At 34.5% G+C, this 18,421-nt stretch carries 19 protein-coding genes; 1 reads left to right on the top strand and 18 read right to left on the bottom strand.

Features of this window, described 5'->3' with window-relative positions; all coding sequences use genetic code 11:
- Positions 1–17 precede the first annotated feature (17 nt).
- From pepT to rpsU, 14 genes are all read right to left on the bottom strand, one after another.
- Entirely contained in the window at positions 18–1,265 is a 1,248-nt protein-coding gene (pepT, locus tag BTM29_RS09620; protein ID WP_076616735.1) for a peptidase T, read from the bottom strand.
- A gap of 13 nt (positions 1,266–1,278) precedes the next feature.
- Positions 1,279–2,070, bottom strand: coding sequence for a Nif3-like dinuclear metal center hexameric protein (locus BTM29_RS09615; protein WP_076616731.1), 792 nt, complete (start codon positions 2,068–2,070; stop codon positions 1,279–1,281).
- Entirely contained in the window at positions 2,070–2,759 is a 690-nt protein-coding gene (locus BTM29_RS09610; RefSeq protein WP_076616728.1) for a tRNA (adenine(22)-N(1))-methyltransferase, read from the bottom strand. Before BTM29_RS09610 ends, BTM29_RS09615 begins: the two co-directional genes overlap by 1 nt.
- 8 nt (positions 2,760–2,767) lie before the next feature.
- Complete coding sequence (locus BTM29_RS09605; protein WP_076616724.1) at positions 2,768–3,964, bottom strand: SAM-dependent methyltransferase; 1,197 nt, start codon at positions 3,962–3,964, stop codon at positions 2,768–2,770.
- A 150-nt stretch (positions 3,965–4,114) separates the two neighbouring features.
- The gene (gene rpoD, locus BTM29_RS09600) at positions 4,115–5,236 is read right to left on the bottom strand and encodes an RNA polymerase sigma factor RpoD (RefSeq protein ID WP_076616721.1); all 1,122 of its coding nucleotides are present in this window, start codon (positions 5,234–5,236) and stop codon (positions 4,115–4,117) included.
- A gap of 20 nt (positions 5,237–5,256) precedes the next feature.
- Positions 5,257–7,077 carry a DNA primase gene (dnaG, locus tag BTM29_RS09595; RefSeq protein ID WP_076616717.1) on the bottom strand — a complete coding sequence of 607 codons (1,821 nt, stop codon included), beginning with the start codon at positions 7,075–7,077 and terminating at the stop codon, positions 5,257–5,259.
- Positions 7,078–7,157: 80 nt separating this feature from the next.
- On the bottom strand, positions 7,158–9,227 hold the full coding sequence (gene glyS / locus BTM29_RS09590; protein ID WP_076616714.1) for a glycine--tRNA ligase subunit beta: 2,070 nt from the start codon (positions 9,225–9,227) through the stop codon (positions 7,158–7,160).
- Entirely contained in the window at positions 9,220–10,131 is a 912-nt protein-coding gene (gene glyQ / locus BTM29_RS09585; RefSeq protein ID WP_076616711.1) for a glycine--tRNA ligase subunit alpha, read from the bottom strand. The genes glyS and glyQ overlap by 8 nt, the downstream gene beginning before the upstream one ends.
- A gap of 235 nt (positions 10,132–10,366) precedes the next feature.
- A complete protein-coding gene (recO, locus tag BTM29_RS09580; RefSeq protein WP_076616708.1) occupies positions 10,367–11,125 on the bottom strand; it encodes a DNA repair protein RecO in 759 nt (252 codons plus the stop codon).
- Positions 11,125–12,036: a GTPase Era gene (era, locus tag BTM29_RS09575; RefSeq protein ID WP_076616705.1), complete on the bottom strand. Its 912-nt coding sequence runs from the start codon at positions 12,034–12,036 to the stop codon at positions 11,125–11,127. The genes recO and era overlap by 1 nt, the downstream gene beginning before the upstream one ends.
- A 2-nt stretch (positions 12,037–12,038) precedes the next feature.
- Entirely contained in the window at positions 12,039–12,440 is a 402-nt protein-coding gene (locus BTM29_RS09570) for a cytidine deaminase (protein WP_211333760.1), read from the bottom strand.
- Between the two features lie 23 nt (positions 12,441–12,463).
- On the bottom strand, positions 12,464–12,934 hold the full coding sequence (gene ybeY / locus BTM29_RS09565) for an rRNA maturation RNase YbeY (protein WP_076616701.1): 471 nt from the start codon (positions 12,932–12,934) through the stop codon (positions 12,464–12,466).
- An 11-nt stretch (positions 12,935–12,945) separates the two neighbouring features.
- Positions 12,946–13,923, bottom strand: coding sequence for a PhoH family protein (locus tag BTM29_RS09560; RefSeq protein WP_076616698.1), 978 nt, complete (start codon positions 13,921–13,923; stop codon positions 12,946–12,948).
- A 102-nt stretch (positions 13,924–14,025) separates the two neighbouring features.
- Complete coding sequence (rpsU, locus tag BTM29_RS09555; protein WP_025024478.1) at positions 14,026–14,208, bottom strand: 30S ribosomal protein S21; 183 nt, start codon at positions 14,206–14,208, stop codon at positions 14,026–14,028.
- A gap of 122 nt (positions 14,209–14,330) precedes the next feature.
- Between rpsU and BTM29_RS09550 the strand changes: the two genes are divergently transcribed.
- On the top strand, positions 14,331–15,152 hold the full coding sequence (locus BTM29_RS09550; protein WP_076616695.1) for a pyruvate, water dikinase regulatory protein: 822 nt from the start codon (positions 14,331–14,333) through the stop codon (positions 15,150–15,152).
- Between the two features lie 16 nt (positions 15,153–15,168).
- Here the strand turns inward: BTM29_RS09550 and BTM29_RS09545 are convergent, their stop codons facing one another.
- From BTM29_RS09545 to msrB, 4 genes are all read right to left on the bottom strand, one after another.
- Entirely contained in the window at positions 15,169–16,068 is a 900-nt protein-coding gene (locus tag BTM29_RS09545; RefSeq protein ID WP_076616692.1) for a deoxyribonuclease IV, read from the bottom strand.
- A 279-nt stretch (positions 16,069–16,347) separates the two neighbouring features.
- Positions 16,348–17,226, bottom strand: coding sequence for a YitT family protein (locus tag BTM29_RS09540; protein WP_076616687.1), 879 nt, complete (start codon positions 17,224–17,226; stop codon positions 16,348–16,350).
- Between the two features lie 109 nt (positions 17,227–17,335).
- The gene (gene msrA / locus BTM29_RS09535; protein WP_076616683.1) at positions 17,336–17,854 is read right to left on the bottom strand and encodes a peptide-methionine (S)-S-oxide reductase MsrA; all 519 of its coding nucleotides are present in this window, start codon (positions 17,852–17,854) and stop codon (positions 17,336–17,338) included.
- Complete coding sequence (gene msrB, locus BTM29_RS09530; protein WP_076616680.1) at positions 17,854–18,294, bottom strand: peptide-methionine (R)-S-oxide reductase MsrB; 441 nt, start codon at positions 18,292–18,294, stop codon at positions 17,854–17,856. The genes msrA and msrB overlap by 1 nt, the downstream gene beginning before the upstream one ends.
- Between the last annotated feature and the right edge of the window lie 127 nt (positions 18,295–18,421).

Here is an 18,421-nt window from a genome sequence, read left to right as displayed (position 1 = left end):
CTTAAATATAAAACTAATTATTTTTTATTATCTTTATTGATTTTAATGATTTCAAGAATTACATCAACTGCTTTTTCCATAGATTCTTCAGCTACATATTCAAAGCGTCCATGCATATTCTCACCACCAGCAAATAGGTTTGGTGTTGGTAGACCCATAAATGAAATTGTGGAACCATCAGTACCACCACGTACAGGTTCTTCATCGGGTGTTATGCCAAGATTATTCAATGCCTTTTCGGCAACCTTGACAACATCCATATGGTCCTTGATAACATCGATCATATTATAATATTCATCATGCATATCAAGTCTAACGACCCCTTCACCATACTTATCATTCAGTGATTTGGCAATTTTGGTTGCTAAGTTCTTCCTAGCTTCCAATCCATCACGGTCAAAGTCACGTAAGATATAATCCATATATGCACTATCTACAGTACCTTTGATTTCCAATAAATGATTGAATCCTTGACGACCATCAGTCTTTTCAGGAACTTCATCATCAGGTAATGCTGTTTGGAATTCAGTAGCAATGTTAACTGCATTAATCATAATATCTTTGGCGGAACCCGGGTGAACGTCTTTACCAGTAATATAAACCTTTAAACTTGCTGCACTAAATGTTTCATATTCTAGTTGTCCAACAGGTCCACCATCGACAGTATATGCAAAGTCTGCACCAAAATCATCAACGTCAAATTTTAATGAACCAGTTCCGATTTCTTCATCAGGACCCAATCCTATTTTGACTTTTCCATGTTTTGTTTCAGGATGATTAATCAAATATTCCATTGCTGTAATAATCTCTGTAACACCGGACTTATCATCTGAGCCTAATAATGTATCACCACTAGTTGTAATAAGCGTTTGACCACCATAATTTTTTAATGAAGGAAAGACTTTAGGATCAAGGGTATACTTACCCTCTTCATCAAGTTTAATAACACTCTTTCCATCATAATTCTCTACGATTTTGGGTTTAATATCTTCTGAATTAAAGTCAGCAGTATCGACATGAGAAATTAGTCCAAGAACTGGGACATCGTAATTCAAATTTGATGGAAGTTCAGCAGTTAAGTATGAATTAACTGGATTGATTTTCACATCACTCAAACCAATTCCTTTTAATTCATCAGCTAATTTATTCAAAAAGACCGTTTGTCTCTTTGTTGAAGGAATTGTATCTGAATTCTCATCAGAACGAGTATTTTGTTTTACATAACCCAAGAAACGTGGTACTAACTTTTCGTATTTTATTGCCATTTCCACACACTCCCTAAATAAAATTATATGGTTCTGTACTTACTTCTGATTGTACTATATCTATATCCCAATGATTAGCTTTTTTCCAACTATTGAGCAATTCTGCCATTTTCTTAATAAAAATTGCTTCAATATGATGTCCTGGATCAATAACATTTAATCCGCTAGCCATCATATCGTGGGCAGTATGATAATAAACATCTCCAGTAATAAATGTATCAGCACCAACCTCTTTTACTTCAGGGTAAAACTTACCGGCATCTCCACCGATTATAGCGACCTTTTTAACTTGTTGACCAAACTGTGATTTAACATATCTTAAATTAGGTAGATTATAAGTGTCACGAACTTTTTTAGCAAAATCTAATAAGTCCATTGGCTCAGCTAATTCACCAACTCTTCCAATCGAGTACTCATCATCTGGATCAAGATAACTGATATTTTCCAATTTCAGTTCTTCTATTAGCCAATCATTCATTCCACCATGTGCCTTATCCATATTAGTATGAGAAGCATTAACAGAAATATCGTGTTTTAACAAATCACTATACATTTTATTTTGAGCCGATGATAAATCCAAATTTTTTGCGGCTCTAAACATAATGGGATGATGTGCCAAGATCAAATCGACTTTTTTATCGATAGCTTCTTGAACGACCTCTGGTCTGACATCCAAAGTGGTCATTACTCGATTAACTTCACGAGTCCTATCACCAATTTGAAATCCAGTTGGATCTCCATCCATTTTAATTGATAATGGAGCATATTCTTCAACCTGATCAATAACATCTTGAACTTTAACCATTATAAAATCTCCTCAACATATTTAATATATTGTTTCATTCTATTTATCTTGGTCTCATCAATTTTTTTTGCATTATGCATATTATCAACGGCCTTACGGTATCCATTCAATTTTCGTTGCCATTTATTTATAAAGGCATCGGATTTTTTTGTCATTAGAATTGGACCCATTAAATATTGTGCCTCAGTTAATCCTGCAACTGAAGCTTTTTTACGTGCCTTAATAATTTCATAATCGTGATGATCCTCAGAAAGAATGTCTTCATCTATAATTTCAAAATCATGTTCAATTAACCAATGTCTTACTAAAGGTTCACCAATATTAGGCTGCAAAATCAATGTATTGACATTCGACAGTTGTTCCATTGTTGATCGTGATAAAATATCACAAATCAAAATACCACCCATCCCGGCAATTACCACTGTATCAATCTTATCTTCTCGATTAATAACGGCTAATCCATCACCGAGTCTAATATCAATTTTTTTGCTTAAACCAAATTTTTCAACATCTTCTTTTGATCTAGACATTGGTCCAATTGCGACTTCACCGGCAATAGCGTAGTCAACAACTTTTGTTTCAACTAATTCAACTGGTAAATAAGCATGATCGGAACCAATATCGGCAACTCTTGCTCCAGCTTCTACCATTTGATAAACGGCTTGTAATCTATTCGATAATAAAGTCACTTTATCCTCTATTCTGCAGTCTTTTTATCCAAGTCTGTCATATATTCACGAGTCATTGGTAATGTAGTTCCACTAGGACCATTTGTAAGTAAGTATTGAATTACATCGATATTACCACTTTGGAATGAAGCAGCACAAGCTTGAAGATATAAGTCCCACATACGTACGAACTTTTCTCCATACATTTCATTAACTTTATCTTCAACTTTTAAGAAATTGTGGTGCCAAATCTCAACTGTCTTTTGATAGTGACGTCTTAATGGCTCTAAATCATCGATTTGTAACTTAGCATCCATAATATGACCAACATTTTCCTTAATATCAGGAATATAGCCACCTGGAAAAATATATTTTACAAGCCATGGATCAACACCCAAACCAGGATGTTGGCCAGTAATACCATGAATAAGGGCAGTACCATTTGGCTTCAACAAATTCTTGATCTGCTTAAAGTAGTTTTCAAGGTGAGTCTCACCAACATGCTCAAACATACCAACAGAAACAACGTGGTCAAATTTCTCATCAATTTCACGATAATCTTCTAGTATAACTTCCATTTGATCAGTCAAATTTTCTTCTTGAATTTTGTTATTAACATAATCATATTGTTCTTGACTAAGTGTTACACCCTTGGCATTCAAACCATATTCTTTAGCTGCAGTAAACATCATTGTTCCCCAACCACAACCAACATCAAGAATAGTTTCACCAGGTTTAGTATTTAACTTATTCAAAATATGATGAACTTTATTCATTTGTGCTTGTTCAAGAGTATATTCCGGTGTACGGAAATATGCACATGAGTAAGTCATTGTTTCATCAAGCCATAATTTATAAAAGTCATTACCAATATCATAATGTTCTTGTATCTCTTTTTTATTACTTTCTTCACTGTGACTAAACTTGGGAACAATTTTCTTTAGTTTAACATTTGACATAAAACTCTCTGATTGCTTATAGGCATTCATAATAAGTTTTTGAATTGATCCTTCAATTTCAATATCCTTATTCATATATGCTTCACCTAATGTAAGCGTTGCGTGTTTAACAACTTCAGAAATCGGAACCTTTGTATTAAATCTAATCGTTATGTCAGATTTGCCTTCTGAACCATAGTTCTTTTCTTTTCCATCCCAATAAATAACCTTAATAGGCATAGTAAATGAATGGGAAAATATTTCATCGTACATTTTTTTATCTAACATAAAATTTAAATCCTCCAAAAAAGTATATATATTACATGTTAACGCAATTCATGAAAATTCATAACTAATTAGTATAAAAATTTCAGAAAAAATAACAATAAAAAAGAACAGCAATGAATTCGCTGTTCTTTTGAAAAGAAACGCTAATTGTTATTCCAAGAAATCCTTTAATTGTTTAGATCTTGATGGATGACGTAATTTTCTAAGAGCTTTGGCCTCAATTTGTCTAATTCTTTCACGTGTAACGCCAAAGACTTTACCAACCTCTTCCAAAGTTCTAGTCCTACCATCATCTAGACCAAAACGTAAACGAAGGACATTTTCTTCACGATCAGTTAAAGTATCTAAAACATTCTCTAATTGCTCTTTTAATAATTCATATGATGCATGATCTTCAGGACTTGTTGCATCAGAATCTTCAATGAAATCACCTAAATGAGAATCATCCTCTTCACCAATAGGTGTTTCCAATGATACTGGTTCTTGTGCAATCTTTAGAATATCACGAACTTTTCCAGTTGGCATATCCATTTCTGCACCAATTTCTTCTGGTAAAGGTTCACGACCTAAATCTTGAAGTAATTGACGTTGAATACGAATCAACTTATTGATTGTCTCGACCATATGTACTGGAATACGAATTGTACGGGCTTGATCAGCAATAGCACGCGTAATAGCCTGTCTGATCCACCATGTTGCATATGTAGAAAACTTAAATCCTAAGCGATAATCGAATTTTTCAACGGCCTTCATTAGACCCATGTTACCTTCTTGAATCAAATCAAGAAATTGCATACCACGGCCTACATATCTCTTGGCAATGGAAACAACTAAACGAAGGTTGGCTTCGGCTAAACTTTGTTTAGCCTCCTCATCCCCTTGTTCGATTTTCAAAGCAAGATCAACTTCTTGTTGGGCATTAAGCAACGGAACACGGCCAATTTCCTTCAAATACATACGAACTGGATCATTAACCTTAATATCAGTTGGGGCAGTAGTATCATTTTTCTTTTTAGGACTCTTTTCTGCTTCCTTTTTTTCTTTCAAAAGAGAAAGTTTACTTGGATTACCCTTTTTATCAACAACACCAATACCTTGGTCCTCAAGTTCACTTATAAAATTAGTTAAAGCTTCACCTTTAAGTTTGTAAGGCTTGATAATCTTTTCTTGTAGATCATCTTCTGTAATGGAACCAGTTTTCTTAAGATCTTTAACTAGCTTCTTTGTAGCAGTTTTTAGTTCTTTTGATACTGTTGTTTTTTTAGTTGCCATGTATATTCCTCCAGTATGCTTTAATTACTTAACAATCTTCTAACATCAATCAGTTGCTTCGTCAGTTCTAATTGTAATTTATTGTCACCTACCATTGCAGCCTGTTTCAATTGATGATTAATATCGGAAACCTTTGTCTCTAAATCCGAATTATTAATATTATTAACATAATCATTAATCTCTTGATCACTATACTCGGCGGGCATTGGCATCATCTCCAATTCTGCTAAAAGATTCTTCTCATCGTTATCGAGAACATTCATAAAATCAGAAATATTGATTTCTTCTGCATCATTTTGTTCCCCATATGAAAGCAGTGAGTTAAAAAGGCTTTGATAATTAACATGGACAAAGTTGAAACCATTCCCCTTGAGGTTGATTCTAATCTCTGGAAAATTAATTGCCCAATACAACAAACAACGTTCAGATTTTTCAATTCGATCATAATTGGAATGCACAGTCGCAGTCACTTTTTCAAGTACTGCTTTTTCTGCATTTCTATTATTATTAGCCGGGCGTTTAATTGCCATTCTACGTCTAAGTGTATCAAGTTCTTTATTGATAGATTCCTTTGAAACATTCATTTCATCCGCAATTCTACCAACGTACATATCAACTTCGACTGGCGATTGTAACTTAACTATTTCATTCAATGAACGATTAAGGAACTCAATTTGATCGTGTTCATTGCTGAGATTATAGTTTCTCTTGAAGTAATTAAGTAAAAAACTCATTGGAGTTTGCACTCCGTTATTAACTAAGTTCTTAAACGCCTCGCCACCCTCACTACGAATATACTCATCTGGATCTTTTTTATTCGGAACACTTATGACTCCGTAAGAAAAACGATCATCGTTTAATTGCGTAACCGCACGATAAGTAGCCTCTACACCAGGATCATCTCCGTCATAACAAATATTGATTTGGTCGGTCAATCGACTTAAAGTATAAAGTTGTTGATCAGTCAAACTAGTTCCCATTGAGGCAACACCATTTGTAACTCCAGATTTATAAGCACTAATTACATCCATGAATCCTTCAAATAAAATTACATTTTTATTATCTCGAATCGTCTTTTTAGCATTATTGAGATTAAACAGTGCCTTACTCTTATTAAAAATAGACGTTTCCGGACTGTTCATATACTTGGCAACACCATCGGCTTTATTCAAAATTCTTCCTGAAAAAGCAATGATATTACCTGACTCATCCGTAATTGGAACCATTACACGGTCTCTAAACCGATCAAACAATTCACCTTCTTGATTTTCAGCAAATAATCCAGATTTTCTTAATACTGAGTCATCAATCTTACGATTTTTGAAGAATTGGAGCAAGAGATTTGAATTATTCGGTGCATAACCCAGATTAAAGGTTTCAATAAGCTTATCATCTAGATCACGGCCATTTAAATACTTTAAAGCTGGTGTTCCATTCTCTGTCTTTAACAAAATATGACTATATAACTTTGCTGCTTCCTCATACATTTTTATTAAAGTTTGACTATCGGAACTTTGATAATTATTATCACTAACTTGATATTGATCTGGTACAGATATGTTACCCATCTGGGCAACTTCTATTACAGACTCAGGGAAGCTCTTACTTTCAATTTCCATAATAAATTTGAAGACATTTCCACCACGACCGCAACTAAAACAATGGAATATCTGTTTATCTTCAGCAACTGAAAAAGATGGTGTTCTTTCCTCATGAAAAGGACACAATCCAAATAGGTTTTTACCTGATTTCTTTAACTGTACATATTTACTAATTACATCAACAATGTTGGTTTTTGAGGTAACTTCATCAATAAATTCCTGTGGAATCCGAGTTGCCATGGCCGTCACCTCCTCAAATATACATATAAAAACAGTGAACTATAATATATCACATTGTTAGCGCAATTACAATTATTTGCTTACTTAACTACAATTTTAGACAAATCTCCCAATTTTGCAATTAAATGGTTTGCAATAACTAATTGTGTAAGACGATTATTTTTAACTTCAGCGTCTTTCGCCATAATCATATTCTCATCAAAGTAACTGTCAATAACTGGCTTCAGTGATGCGAGTTTTTCGTATAGTGCTTCAGCATCAAAATTACCTGCTTTGATAATCTCTTGAACCTGATTATTCAATGCTGATTCTGACGGATTCTCGAATAACGATTCATTAAGAGCTAAATCATCACTATAATCAAACTTAGCTTTCTTAGATAGATTTACCACACGTCCAAGTGCTTCAACTACTTCCTTGAAATCATCGTCAGAAACGTGTTTTTGCAATACTTTGGCTGTATTGATCATAATAATAGGATCAACATCTGAGCCGTTAATAACAGCATCGACGATATCATTTCTAACATCTGTATTACCAAGTAATTGACGTACACGATCAATCATAAACTTATCAATATCCTTAGTATGTGCACTCAAGTCTAGTTTCTCTGGAACTGTTAAATTACTCTTTAAATAACTTTGTAAATCATCAAGATTTAATGACCATTGATATTGATTCAAAATTCTAACAATACCGTAGGCTTGACGACGTAATGCGTATGGGTCGTTTGAACCACTAGGTATCAAATCAACAGCATAAAATGTTATAAGTGAATCAATTTTATCGGCAATGGCCAATGTTGCTCCAACTTTAGTTGCAGGTAAGCCACCCTCAGCTGAAATTGGCATATAGTGTTCTCTTACAGCCTTCGCTACAGCGTCATCTTCCCCCATCAAGCTGGCATATTTTTCACCCATGACACCTTGTAATTCTGGGAATTCATCAACCATATTTGTGACAAGATCAAACTTGTAAATGTCACTAGCACGTAAAACGTCTTTTGTTTCTTCAGCTGACAATCCAAATAATTCAGCCAAATGATTTGAAATTTGATGTACACGCTCCATCTTCTCAAACATCGTACCGATCTTAACGTGGAAATTAACTGTCTTTAACTTTTCAACGTAATCAGCAATGGTCTTCTTTTGATCTTCTTTATAGAAGAAATCAGCATCTTCCAATCTAGCAACAAGAACCTTTTCGTTACCTTTGATAACATTTTCAATATGTTCAGAATTACCATTTCTAACTGAAATAAAGTATGGTTCCAAACTTCCTTGATGATTTCTAACATAGAAATATCTTTGATTATCTTTCATTGAAGTGATCAAAACTTCTTCTGGAATCTCCAAATATTTCTTATCAAATGATCCATGGAAGGTTGTTGGGAATTCAACCAAATTATTTACTTCTTCAAGCAAATTAGCATCTATATCTACAACCCAGTCGTTATCATTTGCAATCGTCTTAATTTGATTTGAAATAATATCCTTACGTTCTTTGGCATCAGCAATAACAAATTGTGATCGTAGTTTTTCAACATAGTTCATAGCATCATCTATTTCGATATCCTCACCCAAGAAGCGATGTCCACGTGTCATACGACCAGACTTAACATCCAAAATTTGTAAAGGAACTTCTTCAGTATTCAATAACGAAACTAACCAGTGAATTGGTCGAATATATTCAAAATCATATGAACCCCAGTGCATTCTAGTTGGGAATGTTAGTGACTTGATTACATCAGTAATTTCAGATAAGACATCTTCAACATTCTTACCGGCTTCATGCTTTTGGATATAAACATATTCGACCCCTTTTAATTCTTCAAAGAAAATATCATCAGTAGTCATTCCTTGACCACGAGCAAATCCTTGAGCTGCCTTTGTCCAATTACCATCGGCATCTTGTGCAATTTTCTTTGATGGTCCTTTTGCCTTAATATCAATATCTGTTTGTTTTTCAGCAATATCCTTAACAATAATTGCCAAACGTCTTGGTGTTGAGTATTTTTCGATGTTTGAGAATGAAATACGGTTTTCTTTTAAGAATTTTGCGGCCTTTTGTGCCAACTGATTAACACTGTTAGTTACAACATGGGCAGGCATTTCTTCCAAACCGATTTCTAATAAGTAATTTTTAGTCATTTTCATTCTCCTTTACTGCATCGCTATTTGCCAATAATGGGAAACCACGCTTCTTACGTTCTTCAACAAATGCCTTTGCAACTTTATGTGCCATTTTTCTAATACGTGATAAGAATGCTGCTCTTTCAGTAACAGAGACAGCTCCACGGGCATCCAACAAATTAAATGTGTGACTACATTTCAAAATATAATCGTAAGCTGGGTGAACTAGTCCTAAGTCCATTAAACGATTTGCTTCTTTTTCATATTCATCAAAGAATTTAAACAACATATCTTGATTGCTTTCCTCAAATGAATACTTTGAATGCTCATACTCTGGTTCTTTGAAAATATCACCATAAAGTACTCCATCACCCCATTCAAGATCATAAACTGAATTAACATTTTGAATGTATGAAGCTAAACGTTCAACACCATATGTGATTTCACTTGTTACAGGGTGACATGCTAGACCGCCGACTTGTTGGAAGTATGTAAATTGTGAAACTTCCATACCATCAAGCCAAACTTCCCAACCAACACCGGCACAACCCATTGATGGGTTCTCCCAGTTATCTTCAACGAAACGAATATCATGTTCCAAAGGTTCAATGCCTAGTGCACGTAGTGAATCTAGATAATATTCTTGAATATTCTCAGGAGCTGGTTTCATAACAACTTGAAATTGATGATGTTGGTACAAACGATTAGGGTTTTCACCATATCTACCATCTGCTGGTCGTCTTGAAGGTTCTACATAAGCTGCATTCCATGGCTCTGGTCCAATTGCACGCAAGAACGTATAAGGACTCATAGTTCCGGCACCTTTTTCTGTATCATAAGCTTGCATCAACATGCAACCTTTATCACCCCAAAATTTTTGAAGTGTCAATATCATATTTTGTACATTTAATTCTTTTGCCATACTGTCTCCCTTCGGGTAAGCACAAAAAATCCCTTGCAAGGTATAGTTGTCTACCTAGCAAGGGACGAATAATTTCGCGGTTCCACCCTAATTCAGGACTTTAGTCCTGCTCTTTTATTAAAAAATTAAATAACCATTAGCCATTGAAACTGTAGCGGCTTTCACCATCCCGCATCGCTGTTTTCATAGAATTAATTATAGCAATTTTAAAAATATTGTCAATTATACAAACGTATCAAATACGCCACGTTTTCATATCATCAATAAATTTCTTACTTTTAGGATAATATCCCACTGAACCAAGATAAATAGAATCGATAGCACCTTGAATCATATCTTTATTGTTATTCTTGATTTCAATCTTACCAATTTGATCAAGACCGATTTTACTAAATAATCTTAAAAAGTAAACGATTCGTTCAGGTACATGCAATCGATGAATATCTGTGTCAAAATGCTTTGAACAAATAATTCCACCTAAAACAACTGAAAAGTCGAATCTTCCCTCTGTCTCACCACCAACAACACAAGAATCCATATTGGGTTGTACACCAAACACCTGCAATAAATGCATTTGCATAATATCAATAACTATTTGTGGATCGAATCCATTCTCAATATACAATAGTGCCTTGAACGTATCCCTATACCACTCATCTGTTAACGGTGAGTCTATAAATGCACTGTGCAATAAGTCAAAAAGAAAGGTGGCATACGCATTTAATTCGATATCCTGAATTATCTCATCAAACTGTTTAATATTACTAGCAGAATTCAAATAAGATAGACCTTCGTCTCTAACCACTCCAGTATAATCACCATATGAAAATGTAATAACTGAGCCAGAAATCTTAGACTTTGATCCTTGTGTTCCTCGAACTAAAAAAGTTCTAAAACCATATTCCTTAGTAAGAATCGTGACTAGCGCATCTTTTTCCCTATACCTTTGTCTACGAACAACAATACCAAAAAAGTTTGTTTCATTTTGATGCATTACTTAAGATCCTTAACCGAATATCCAGCCTGATTCAAGAATAATGGATCATCACGCCAATTTTTCTTAACTCTTACCCAAAGCTTCAAATTGATTTTTTCACCTAATAAGTGCTCGATTTTAATACGTGAACCAATACCAATATTTTTAAGCATACTACCACCTTTACCAATAATAATTGGCTTTTGGCTTTCTCTTTCAACATAAATACTTGCTTCAACTTGAAGTTTACCAGCCGCCGTACGTTGATTCATTGATTCAACAATTACAGCAACAGTATGAGGAATCTCATCACGTGTATCCTCAAGTATCTTCTCACGAATAAGCTCACCAACGATAAAGTATTCTGGATGATCAGTGATTTGGTCATCATCATAATATTGTGGTCCGACTGGTAATACCTTCGTTAAGGAATCAATCAATTCATCGACATTATTACCATTTGTTGCACTGATTGGTACAACTTCAGAGAAGTCCATTAATTGTGAATATTCACTAATTTGTGGAGCCATATCATCTGGGTTGATCATATCAATTTTATTCAGAATCAAGAATACTGGTGCCTTAACTTTCTTCAATTCTTCAATAATGAACTTGTCTCCAGGTCCAGCTGATTGTCCAGCCTCTGTCATAAATAATACTGCATCAACTTCTTTTAATGCAGAAGTAGCTGCTGAATCCATATATTGATCCAAACCATTGTGTGGCTTATGGATTCCGGGTGTATCCAAAAAGATTATTTGACGTTTTTCATCCGTAAAAATACCTTGTATCTTATTTCTAGTTGTCTGTGCTTTAGGTGAAGTAATTGCAATTTGTTCTTTAATAATACGGTTCATAAATGTTGATTTACCAACATTGGGGCGTCCTACAATTGCTACAAATCCTGAACGAAAATTTTTATTATCCATAATTAATCCATATCCTCATCACTGAATGCCAGTGGTAAAATTTCTCTAAATTTAAACTCTTTATACTCGTTAACGTTATTCGCTAAGAATACTGGTGCATCTGATTTCATAAATTCACTCATAACTTGTCTACATGCACCACAAGGTTTAGACATATCTGAAGTTCCATTAACGATTGCAATAGCTTTTATTTCCTTAGCACCAACAGATACAGCCTTGAATATAGCTGTTCTTTCAGCACAATTGGTCAATCCATATGAAGCATTTTCTATATTAACACCAGAATAAATTTTTCCATCATCACATAGAATAGCTGCACCGACTGTATAATTTGAATACGGTGCATACGCATGATCCATGGCTTTATATGCTATATCAAATAATTCTTGTTCGTTAATTTCCACTGACCCAGTCTCCTATTTAATTGCTATTTTTGTAATCCATACGCACTAAGAATTTCTTCTTGTAAACCAATCATGACCTTTTCATCTTCTGGTTTTATGTGATCATAACCGTTTAAATGAAGAATCCCATGCACAATCGTATATCCTAATTCACGATCAAATGAATGCTCGTAATCTTTAGCATGTTCATCAACGATTTCAACACTTATAAATAAGTCTCCAAGATCCAATGGCAAATCAGGAATTTGCTCTTCCAAATAATTCAATGAATCCTCTCCATCATTAATGGCAAAACTAATTACGTCAGTTGCTCTATCGGTATCACGATATTCTTTATTAATTTCATGAATTTTATCTTTTGTAACAAAATGAATTGATAATTGAGTGTCATCTTTTAATTCTAATTTGTCAAAAGTAAACTTCACAATATCATTGACCCAATCAACACGTGATTGATCGATTAACTTATCATCATTATAAATTTCTAAATCCATACTTATCCCCGTTATTTTTCAATTTTATCAGAATCATCATACGCATCAATAATCTCGGCTACTACTGGATGTCTAACAACATCAGCGGAAGTGAAATCAACAAATTGTACGTGTGGTAAATTTTGCAATATTTTCTGAGCTTGAATTAATCCGCTACGAGAATTACGTGGTAGATCAATCTGAGAAATATCACCATTCACTATCATCTTGGAATCAAATCCTAAACGTGTTAAAAACATCTTCATTTGTTCTCTAGTGGTATTTTGAGCCTCATCTAGTATAACAAATGATTCATCCAACGTACGCCCTCTCATATAAGCTAGAGGGGCGATTTCAATAACTCCACGTTCCAATAGGCGACCTGTGTGATCTGCTCCCATAATTGCGTATAATGCGTCATAAATGGGACGCAAGTACGGATCGACCTTTTCCTTTAAGTCGCCCGGCAAAAATCCCAAACTTTCACCCGCTTCAACAGCAGGTCTAGTAAGGACGATACGTTTAACTGTTCCCTTTTTAAGAGCAGCAACGGCCATTACAACGGCAAGGTAAGTTTTACCAGTACCAGCTGGTCCAATTCCAAATGTAATATCATTGTGATTAATAGCATTAATGTATTGTCTCTGACCAAAGTTTCTAACTCTAACTGGTTTCCCACTGAAGTCTCTAATCAGTTCGGTTTTATACAAATCCTCAAAGTAATCTAGAGTTCCACGTTCAACCATCTTCATGCCACTGACAATATCTGCTGATCCTAATCCAATACCACTCTCAATTAACTTAACTAATTTCACAACTAGTGTATACGCTTTGCTCACATTATCATGATCACCAGTAATATCTAGTTGTTCACCAAAAGCATGAATTTTTACATTCATACCTTCTTCAATTAATTTCAAGTTGCTATCATTGACTCCAAATAGACTAACTGCGTCTTGTGGATTCTTGATTTGAATACTCTTTTTAAATTGATCTTTGTTTTCTGCCAATAAATACAACTCCTCCTATTATTACTTGAATGATAGCACACGTATGTAAATTTTTCGTAAAAAAAAGGTTAAAACATAAAATGTTTTAACCTTTAAGTCATATTAACGACGTTTCTTGTTACGCTTACGAGCGGCCTCTGATTTTAACTTTTTCTTAACACTAGGCTTTTCGTAAAACTCGCGTTTTCTATATTCTTGAAGTGTACCACTTTTTGAGACAGAACGTTTGAAGCGACGAAGAGCATCATCCAGCGACTCATTTTCATGAACGACAGTTTTTGACATATGATATCCCTCCTTCCAACTTGTACGTAACTGCTATTTTTCTTTCACAGCTCATATGTTATTATAACAAAAAGAACCCATTGTTCAAACATTTTTCTATATTTTTTTTAGGAGGAATTTTTATGAGCCGAAAATTAAGCGTTTTTGTACTTTCAGATTCCGCTGGAGAGACTGCTGTACGAGTCGCTAAGGCAGCTTTTGCACAATTTCCTATGTTTGATACTGTCTACACAAAATATCCCTTTGTAAAGAACGATAATCATCTAAAAGAGATACTTTCGATGGCAAATGATGCAAATGCAATAATATTACATACTATCGTTTCAAAGGAATTATGTGACATTATCAATTCATATTGTCAAAATAACGGTATAACTTATTATGACATATTAAATCCAATCATAGGAACATTCGGCCAAATCGTTAATGAAGAACCTATTCGTAAAAAGGGATTAATACATAATCTAGATGATGAATACTTTGACATGATTTCAGCAATGGAATTTACCGTTTCAAATGATGATGGTAGAAATCCTAAAGGGCTTTTAGAAGCTGACCTTGTTTTATTAGGTATTTCTAGGACTTCGAAAACTCCTTTATCATTATACTTAGCTAACAGGAACATTCGTGTTGCTAATTTACCAATCGGTCCTAAAACACAATTACCAGATGAACTCTGGCAAGTTGATAAGACTAAAATCGTCGGTCTTACAAATGACATGAACGTACTTATGAAAATTCGTCGTCAAAGAATGATTGCTTATGGATTAGATCCAGATACAACTTACTCAGATGAAAACGAGATCCAAAAAGAATTAGATTACTCAAATGATATTTATAAAAAACTTGGTTGCCCTGTAATCAATACAGCAGATAGATCAATTGAAGAAACCGCAGCATTGATCATGGAAAACTTACAAATAAACGGATATAAGAAAGGCTAGTCAAATGACTAGCCTTTTAGTTTTCCTTAATTAATTTAGCTTTCATATCAGGATCAAACTTCTGCTCACGTAACATATCTATTTCTTCTTTAAATGGAGCAATACCTTTTTTATCATTCTCATCTTTTTTAACATATGGAGTTTCCATTATTTTAGGAACAAGTTCTAGTTGTGGGTGATGAGCGACGTAGTTCAATGCATCAAACCCAATAGTTCCAAATCCTATATCATCATGTCTATCTTTGTGAGATCCACGTTCATTTTTAGAATCATTCAAATGAATAACTGATAACCTATCTAGCCCTACCACATGATCAAATTCATTCAAAACACCATCAAAGTCATTCTTGATGTCATAGCCTGCATCACTCATATGGCAAGTATCCATGGTAACGGAAAGTTTATTGTTATTTTGGCAATGATCAAAAATATAAGCCAATTGTTCAAAATTAATTCCTACTTCAGTACCCTTGCCAGCCATAGTTTCTATTGCAATACTAACTTTTTGATTCGGTGAGATCACTTTATCCAATGACTGCGCTATCTGCAATAAAGCCTTTTCTGGACCCTGCTTTAAATGAGCACCTGGATGAAAGCTTATTGCCTCAATTCCTAGAGCATCGGCACGTTTCAATTCGTCCTGCATAAAAGATATTCCAAAAGGTAACTTTTCAGGCTTAACGGTATTTCCCAAATTAATAATATAAGGAGCATGACCGATAACGTGATCAATTCCATATAGCTCAAGTAATCTTTTACCCTCTTCAATATTCATCTCTGAAATATCTTTACGTCGTGTGTTTTGAGGTGCTCCAGTAAAAATCATCATAGCATTCGCTCCATAACTATGAGCTTCCTTAGCAGAACCAGCCAACATATCAGGTGCTTTCATGGCTACATGTGATCCAATTATCATTTTCATTTCCTCCTCAATTAAAAAACTGAACTAACTAATTACCTATTATACATAATTGTACTACTTAAGCTAACAGAACCACTGTTTCATACCCCCCTAATATACTCTTGGCTAATCGTAAAAAGGAACTGTGACAAGTTTTTTCTACTCCGCAGCGAAAACGTGTGAAAATGCACAATTTCTTCCGCTTAACAAAAATAATTCCGATATTCACTTTTGCGAATATCGGAATTATTTACGTTAATGCTCGGAAATTACCCGTGCATTTTCACACTCTGATTAATAAATGTGCTTTTGATAAAATCTACCCAAAATTTTGACAGTGTCAGTAACACTAACAAACGCATGAGGATCTGAGAGACTCATAGCAGTTTCAAGGTCATGTAATTCTGATCGTGAAATAACTGTAAATAAAATAGTTTTTTCTTCATGCTTATATGCACCTTCAACATCATGAACAATGGTAATACCACGTCTCATTTCAGTTTGAATCTGCTTAATAACATTTTTGGGCTTTGCAGTAACGACCATAACTTGAAGTTTCTGATCCTTATTATAAATCATATCAATGACTTGGCCATTTATAAAAATACTGACCGCACTGTACAAAGCATGCACCCAACCAAACAGTAAACCGGCACAGAAAACAATAAATACATTAAACATGATATTTATCGTTCCGACACTTTTACCTGTCTTTTTCCTTAAAATAATACCAACAATATCAATACCACCGGTTGAAATACCATTACGTAACGCCATACCTGTACCAAATCCATTAGCAACAGCACCAAAAATGGCACAAACCAGTGGGTCAGCGGTTATCTTTGCAGCAGGGAAAATATGCATCATGACTGATGCAAAAACTACGGCAATAGCTGTAAAAACAGTAAAGTTATGATCGATTTTCTTCCAGGCCAGAACAAATAATGGTGCGTTAAACGCAAAATACATTATTGAGGTCGAAATATGAAACGGAAACCAACGTTCAGTTATAGTAGAAACTAACTGAGCAGCACCGGTTACACCTGAACCATAAATACCTCCAGGTGTCCAAAACATATTAACCGCGATAGACACGGCAATTGAATACAGAAATGCAACTGATATTTTGGATAAGTTTTGATGCCTTTCAATTAACTTATCTAATTCATCCATCTAAAATTTCTCCTAAAACGAGTTCCAAAAATCATTTAATGATTTATGTACCCTCTAAAATATAAGATATAACCTAAACAATCTTAGCACAAATGAATATTTTTTCAGCCTATTTCCAATGTTTTTCAATAAAACTTGCTCTTCCGCCACTTTCTTCTAGTTCATAACGGGCCGGATTTTTCTTGTAAAATTCCTGATGATATTCATCTGCAGGATAAAATGGTTCAACGGGAAGTATTTCAGTGACGATTGGATCTGTGAACTTTTCCGCATCAGACAAGGCTTTCTTTGACTCTTCTGCTTCTTTTTTCTCATCATTGTTTCCATAATAAATCACTGGACGATAATTATCTCCACGGTCTTGGAATTGACCACCAGCGTCAGTTGGATCTGTAACTTGCCAATATATCTCTACAAGTTGTCTATATGAAATCACATCAGAATCATAAGTAATCTCAACAGCTTCAGTATGACCTGTTGTTCCAGTACTTACTTGTTCATAAGTTGGATTAGCAACATGGCCACCTGTAAATCCTGATTCTACAGAAATAATTCCAGGTTGCTCATCAAACGGCTTGACCATACACCAAAAACAACCACCGGCAAACACAGCTTTTTTTTCATTCATTACTTTACACCCTCTTCAACATATTTTTTGTAATCAGAATAACCTTTTTCGTCCATTTCCTCGTAAGGAATGAAATTCAATGCGGCTGAATTAATGCAATATCTTAATCCACCAAATTCTTTAGGACCATCATCAAAAACGTGACCCAAGTGAGATCCGGCAATCTTACTAGTAACTTCATTACGAACTTGGCCTATTCTAAAATCGTCACTTTCTTTAAGACTTGCAATAGGTTGACTAAATGATGGCCAACCACAACCTGCATCATACTTATGAGCTGATGAAAATAAAGGTTCTCCACTAGCGATATCTACATAGATACCTTTTTTATAGAAATCATCATATTTACCACTAAATGGTCTTTCAGTTCCTCTGTCTTGAGTTACATGCAACTCCTCTTCACTAAGACCTTCAAGATTCTTTTTATATTCATTTGCCAATAAAATCCACTCCTTTGTGTATGCTTATAAGTATACGCAAATACTAATCCATTTCTAGAATTATGCTCATGTTTATTATAGATTTATTAGTATACAAAATAGCTATACGCCACAATAATCAATGTAT

The sequence above is a fragment of the Companilactobacillus allii genome, from assembly GCF_001971585.1.
GTDB lineage: Bacteria > Bacillota > Bacilli > Lactobacillales > Lactobacillaceae > Companilactobacillus > Companilactobacillus allii.
This window is presented reverse-complemented; position numbering and strand designations above follow the sequence as displayed.

Coding starts and splice junctions, on each gene's coding strand:
- BTM29_RS09550 (WP_076616695.1), top strand. CDS start 14,331: ATGAGCCGAAAATTAAGCGTTTTTGTACTTTCAGATTCCGCTGGAGAG.
- rpoD (WP_076616721.1), bottom strand. CDS start 5,236: ATGGCAACTAAAAAAACAACAGTATCAAAAGAACTAAAAACTGCTACA.
- pepT (WP_076616735.1), bottom strand. CDS start 1,265: ATGGCAATAAAATACGAAAAGTTAGTACCACGTTTCTTGGGTTATGTA.
- rpsU (WP_025024478.1), bottom strand. CDS start 14,208: ATGTCAAAAACTGTCGTTCATGAAAATGAGTCGCTGGATGATGCTCTT.
- glyS (WP_076616714.1), bottom strand. CDS start 9,227: ATGACTAAAAATTACTTATTAGAAATCGGTTTGGAAGAAATGCCTGCC.
- recO (WP_076616708.1), bottom strand. CDS start 11,125: ATGCATCAAAATGAAACAAACTTTTTTGGTATTGTTGTTCGTAGACAA.
- glyQ (WP_076616711.1), bottom strand. CDS start 10,131: ATGGCAAAAGAATTAAATGTACAAAATATGATATTGACACTTCAAAAA.
- ybeY (WP_076616701.1), bottom strand. CDS start 12,934: ATGGATTTAGAAATTTATAATGATGATAAGTTAATCGATCAATCACGT.
- BTM29_RS09615 (WP_076616731.1), bottom strand. CDS start 2,070: ATGGTTAAAGTTCAAGATGTTATTGATCAGGTTGAAGAATATGCTCCA.
- BTM29_RS09540 (WP_076616687.1), bottom strand. CDS start 17,226: ATGGATGAATTAGATAAGTTAATTGAAAGGCATCAAAACTTATCCAAA.
- BTM29_RS09605 (WP_076616724.1), bottom strand. CDS start 3,964: ATGTTAGATAAAAAAATGTACGATGAAATATTTTCCCATTCATTTACT.
- BTM29_RS09545 (WP_076616692.1), bottom strand. CDS start 16,068: ATGATAATTGGATCACATGTAGCCATGAAAGCACCTGATATGTTGGCT.
- msrA (WP_076616683.1), bottom strand. CDS start 17,854: ATGAATGAAAAAAAAGCTGTGTTTGCCGGTGGTTGTTTTTGGTGTATG.
- era (WP_076616705.1), bottom strand. CDS start 12,036: ATGGATAATAAAAATTTTCGTTCAGGATTTGTAGCAATTGTAGGACGC.
- dnaG (WP_076616717.1), bottom strand. CDS start 7,077: ATGGCAACTCGGATTCCACAGGAATTTATTGATGAAGTTACCTCAAAA.